The organism is bacterium, from assembly GCA_027622355.1.
Lineage (GTDB): Bacteria > UBA8248 > UBA8248 > UBA8248 > UBA8248 > JAQBZT01.
On the sequence record JAQBZT010000222.1, the window covers coordinates 1 to 4,837 of the forward strand.

General features: G+C 65.5%; 6 protein-coding genes. All 6 read right to left on the reverse strand.

From position 1 onward, the window contains the following. On the reverse strand, nt 1-126 hold a 126-nt coding region (locus tag O2807_11885), incomplete at its 3' end, for an acetylglutamate kinase (GenBank protein MDA1001198.1). Between the two features lie 128 nt (nt 127-254). Further along, nucleotides 255-1,613, reverse strand: a complete 1,359-nt coding sequence (gene hslU / locus O2807_11890) for an ATP-dependent protease ATPase subunit HslU (GenBank protein ID MDA1001199.1) — start codon at nt 1,611-1,613, stop codon at nt 255-257. Continuing rightward, the gene (hslV, locus tag O2807_11895; GenBank protein MDA1001200.1) at nt 1,613-2,161 is read right to left on the reverse strand and encodes an ATP-dependent protease subunit HslV; all 549 of its coding nucleotides are present in this window, start codon (nt 2,159-2,161) and stop codon (nt 1,613-1,615) included. The genes hslU and hslV overlap by 1 nt, the downstream gene beginning before the upstream one ends. Continuing rightward, nucleotides 2,158-3,144, reverse strand: a complete 987-nt coding sequence (locus O2807_11900; protein MDA1001201.1) for a tyrosine recombinase XerC — start codon at nt 3,142-3,144, stop codon at nt 2,158-2,160. Before O2807_11900 ends, hslV begins: the two co-directional genes overlap by 4 nt. Continuing rightward, entirely contained in the window at nt 3,108-4,448 is a 1,341-nt protein-coding gene (gene trmFO, locus O2807_11905) for a methylenetetrahydrofolate--tRNA-(uracil(54)-C(5))-methyltransferase (FADH(2)-oxidizing) TrmFO (protein MDA1001202.1), read from the reverse strand. The genes O2807_11900 and trmFO overlap by 37 nt, the downstream gene beginning before the upstream one ends. Continuing rightward, on the reverse strand, nt 4,445-4,837 hold a 393-nt coding region (locus O2807_11910), incomplete at its 5' end, for a type I DNA topoisomerase (protein ID MDA1001203.1). The genes trmFO and O2807_11910, both read right to left, overlap by 4 nt.

Sequence of the window (4,837 nt, forward strand, 5' to 3'; positions counted from 1 at the left end):
GGGGCCCTGGAGTTCCGTATCCACCTGGGCCGCGCCGCCGTACTTGACCACCACCGTTTTCCCCGAGAACCGCTGAATATAGGGCAGGGCCTCACTCAGGGTGTCGGCTCTTGTTTTTGCGTCCATCGCCTTGCGTCCTTTTATAAAGCGGGGCCGGGAAGACTCCGGCCCTCAAGCCGGAAGAATATACACCCCCCGGCAGGAAGGGGCCAAGAGGGATTCCGGGGATGGGGAAACAGCCGGGTGGAGCGATTTCAGAGGATGTAGCGGCTCAGGTCCTGGTCCGCAACGATGTCGGCGAGGCGCTGCTGGATGTAGGCCGGATCGATCATCACCTCGGTCTCCTCCATCTCGGGCGCCTCGAAGGAGATGTCCTCCAGAATGCGCTCCATGATGGTATAGAGACGGCGGGCGCCGATGTTTTCGGTCTGCTCGTTGATCCGGGCGGCGAACTCGGCCACCGCCTGGACGGCTTCATCCGTGAAGCGGATGGTGACACCCTCGGTGGCGAGCAGGGCGGGGTACTGTTTGAGAAGCGCATTCTCGGGCTCCTGGAGGATCCGGACGAAATCCTCCTTCCCGAGGGAGTTGAGCTCCACCCGGATGGGGAAGCGGCCCTGTAGCTCGGGCAGCAGATCCGAGGGCTTGGACATGTGAAATGCGCCCGCGGCGATGAAGAGGATGTGATCTGTCCGCACCGGGCCGTACTTCGTGTTCACCGTCGAGCCCTCGACGATGGGCAAGAGATCGCGCTGCACCCCCTCCCGCGAGACGTCCGGGCCGTGTCCGCGGCCGTTTCCGGCGGCGATCTTGTCGATCTCGTCGAGAAAGATGATGCCGGACTGCTCGGTCCGGGCGATGGCCTCGGCGTTCATGCTGTCCGGGTCGATCAGCTTGTCGGCTTCCTCTTGCGCGAGCAGGGCGAAGGCATCGGGCACATTCATGCGCCGCGCCCGCGTCTTTCCCGGAAACATCCCGCCCATCATCTCCTTGATGTTCAGCCCCATCTGCTCGAGGTCTATCCCGCCGAGCACCTGGATCTCGGGCCCCTTGTCGGCGATTTCGAGCTCCACCTCGCGTTCGTCGAGCTCGCCCGCGAGGAGCATCCCGCGGAATTTCTCCCGCGTCCGCTGGTAGTGCTGCTCGCCCAGGGGATCGCGGTTTTCCTCTTGCGGGTTGAAAGCGCCGAAGCCCGGCGGGCGGGGCAGAAGCAGATCGAGAAGCCGCTCGACGGCTAGCTCCTCGGCGCGGATATGGTTTTCCTCCCGGAGCTCCTCCTGGAGCATGTTGCGGGCCAGCTCCACCAGATCGCGGATGATGCTCTCCACGTCACGGCCCACGTAGCCCACCTCGGTGAACTTGCTGGCCTCGACCTTCAGGAAAGGGCTCTTGGTGAGGCGGGCGAGCCGCCGGGCGATCTCGGTTTTGCCGACGCCGGTCGGGCCGATCATGATGATGTTCTTCGGGGCGATATCGTCCCGCAGATCGTCGGGGAGCTGTTGCCTGCGCCATCTGTTCCGCAGCGCGATGGCGACGGCGCGCTTGGCTTTGCTCTGGCCGATGACGTAGCGGTCGAGTTCCTGAACGATCTTGGAGGGGATCAGGTCTTCCATCAGATGACTTCCACCGAAATGTGGTTGTTGGTGTAGACGCAGATCTCGGCGGCGATGCCCAACGCGCGGCGGACGATTTCCTCGGCGGTGAGATTGGGATCGAGCTGGAGTATCCCCCGGGCGGCACCCATGGCGATGGGGCCGCCGCTGCCGATGGAAAGGACGCCGTCGTCGGGTTCAATGATCTCGCCGCTTCCCGAGAGGATCAGGATGGCGTCCTTGTCCGCCACCGCGAGAAGGGCTTCCAGGCGGCGGAGCACCCGGTCCGTCCGCCAGTCCTTTCCCATCTCAACGGCCGCGCGGGTGAGATTTCCGGCGTATTGTTCGAGCTTTCCCTCGAAGCGCTCGAAGAGGGCGATGGCGTCGGAGGCCGAGCCGGCGAACCCGGCGAGCACTTTTCCCCCGCTGAGCCTTCTGATCTTGACCGCCCTGTGCTTCACGGCCGTCTGGCCCATGGTGACCTGTCCGTCCCCGCCGAGGGCCGTCTGGCCACGGTAGCGGACGCTGAGAATGGTGGTGGAGCGGATGATTTCGCCGGGCACGGTCATGGGGTCTTCCTTCTCTTTCGCGGTTCGGTATTTCCCTTTGCACGCCCCCGCCCTCCCGCTCGGGGGTGGGCGTCATCATATACCCTGCGCAGGTGGGAAAAGTCCACCTGGGTGTAGCGCTGGGTGGTGGAAAGGCTTGCGTGGCCGAGAATCTCCTGGATGGCGCGCAGATCGGCCCCGTCCTCGAGCAGGTGGGTGGCGGCACTGTGCCGCAGGGCATGCGGGGTGAAATGATAGAGAAAGCCGCCCTTCTCTTCATATTTCCGCAAAATCGCCCGCACCCCGGAAGTGGAGAGGCGGCCGCCGCGCTGGTTCCGAAGGAGGGGGGCCTCCTCTTTCTCCTGGGAGGTGAGGGGCGCGGGGCGGGCCTTCCGGTAGGTGTCCACCGCCTCGAGGGCGGGGAGGGTGATGGGGACGATGCGCTCTTTCTTTCCCTTTCCCTGCACCCGGAGAAGCCGCTCCCCCGCGTTCAAATCGGCATCGTCGAGGGCGGTCAGCTCCCCGACCCGGAGGCCCGAGCCGTAGAGCAGCTCCAAGATGGCCTTGTCGCGCAGGCCCGCCGGCGTTTGCGCACTCGCCAGCTCCATGAGGCGGGCGGCATCGTCCACTGGAAGGAAGGTGGGGAGGTTTTTTTTCTGCTTCGGCAGCTGGATCTCGCCGGCGGGGTCGCCCACCTCGCGGCCCTCGCGGCGGAGGTAGCGGTATAGGGTACGGATGCTCGAGAGGTGGCGGCTCACGGTGGCGGCGCCGGAGCCGCGGCGGTGAAGGGCGCCCAGGTAGGCGCGCACGGCGAGGGCGTCCACCTCCTCCGGCGAGAGGGGCCGGCCGGCCCACTCCCGGAGAAACGCATCGAAGTCGGCCAGGTCCTGTCCGTAGGCCCGAAGGGTGTGCGCGGAGACGCCCCGCTCCTGGCGGAGATGGACCAGAAATTCCTCGCGGGCTTCGCTCAGCCCTTGATGAGGGCGGTTTGACTCTCTCGCCATGGCTCGAGATCCCTCAGGGCGCGCTCGACGATGTGCTTTTTCTTGTCATTTCGCGGGACGCGATGCGCCAGCGGCGGAAAGATGCCGAAGTTGACGTTCATCGGCTGGAAGTTTTTGGTCTTGGCCTCGGTGATGTATGCCACGAGCGAGCCGAGGGCGGTGGTCTTGGGCGGCGGGGTCAGCGGGGCGTCCTGAAGGAGGGCTGCCGCGTTGATGCCGGCGAGAAGGCCTATCGCGGCCGATTCGAGATAGCCCTCTACTCCCGTCAGCTGGCCGGCGACCATGATCCGGGGGTAGCGCTTGAGTTGAAGCGTGTTCCGCATCAGCCGGGGGGCGTTGATGTAGGTGTTGCGGTGGAGGCTGCCGTAGCGGAGAAAGCGCGCGTTTTCGAGAGCGGGAAGCTGGGTGAAGATACGTTTCTGATCGGGGTAGCGCAGCCGGGTCTGAAAACCCACCATCGAATAGAAATCCCCGCTCAAATCCTCGTGGCGCAGTTGCACGACGGCGTGATAGGTCTCGCCCGTCTCCGGGTGCGCCAGGCCGACCGGTTTCATGGGGCCGAAGGCGAGTGTTTCCACCCCGCGGGCGGCCAGCTCCTCGATGGGGAGGCACCCTTCGAAATAGATCGCCTTCTCGAAGTCGCGCATGGCGATTTTCTCGCCCTCGATGAGGTTGTTCTGGAAGCGGGCGTATTCCGCATCGTTCAGTCCGATGTTGATGTAATCTCCCTCGCCGCCCTCGTCCTCGATACCCTTTCCGTAGCGCGAGCCCATGAAGGCGGTGTCCATGTCGATGCTGTCCCCGTAGAGGATCGGCGAGATGGCGTCGTAGAAGTAGAGGTATTTCCCCTGGGTGACGCGGGCCAGCTCGGCCGAGAGGCCGGGGCTCGTCAGGGGGCCCGAGGCGACGACGGTCAGATCGTCGCTCTCAAGAGAGGAGACCTCCTGGCGGTGAATCCGGATGAGGGGCTCGCCTTCGAGGGCGCGGGTGATCTCCTCGCTGAAGCGGCTGCGGTCCACCGCCAGGGCGATCCCGGCGGGCACGCGCGTGGCGTCCGCCGCGCGGAGGATGAGGGAGTCCATCTTCCGCATCTCTTCCTTCAGGAGGCCGGAGGCGTTCTCTAGCGAGTTGGAGCGCAGGGAGTTCGAACAGACGAGTTCAGCCAGATCGCCCGTCTGGTGCGCCGGGGTGCTCTGCACGGGGCGCATCTCGAAGAGATCGACCTCGACGCCGCGGCGGGCGGCCTGCCAAGCCGCTTCGGTGCCGGCGAGGCCGCCGCCGATGATCCGGAGCTTCCCGGTCATGCCTCTTGCTCCGCGGCGGGGACGGCCTCGTGGGTGCGCCCGTTTTCGAGGGAGGCGATCAGTTCCTTCGGCGCTTCCTCGGAGTGGCTGCAGGATTTGTTCGGGCAGACGAGCCGGGTGCCGTCCTTCTTCGTCGTCTTCAGCGTCAGGTGCGGGTGTTCGCAAGCCGGGCAGGGCTGGAGGATGGGCGTATCCCAGACGACGTAGTTGCACTTGGGAAACTGGCTGCATCCGTAGAATATCTTGCCGGTCCGGCGGGAGCGCCGCGTGACGAGCTCGCCCTCACAACCCTTCCGGGCACAGGCGATGCCGGTCGGCTCGGGCGCGGCGGCCGTTTGGCCGTCGGCGAGTATTTTCCGCGTTTTGTGCGCCTTGGCCTCTGCCGAGCA

Excerpts from the sequence above, each read along its gene's own strand:
- O2807_11900 (MDA1001201.1), bottom strand. The coding sequence starts at position 3,144 with ATGGCGAGAGAGTCAAACCGCCCTCATCAAGGGCTGAGCGAAGCCCGC.
- hslU (MDA1001199.1), bottom strand. The coding sequence starts at position 1,613 with ATGGAAGACCTGATCCCCTCCAAGATCGTTCAGGAACTCGACCGCTAC.
- hslV (MDA1001200.1), bottom strand. The coding sequence starts at position 2,161 with ATGACCGTGCCCGGCGAAATCATCCGCTCCACCACCATTCTCAGCGTC.
- trmFO (MDA1001202.1), bottom strand. The coding sequence starts at position 4,448 with ATGACCGGGAAGCTCCGGATCATCGGCGGCGGCCTCGCCGGCACCGAA.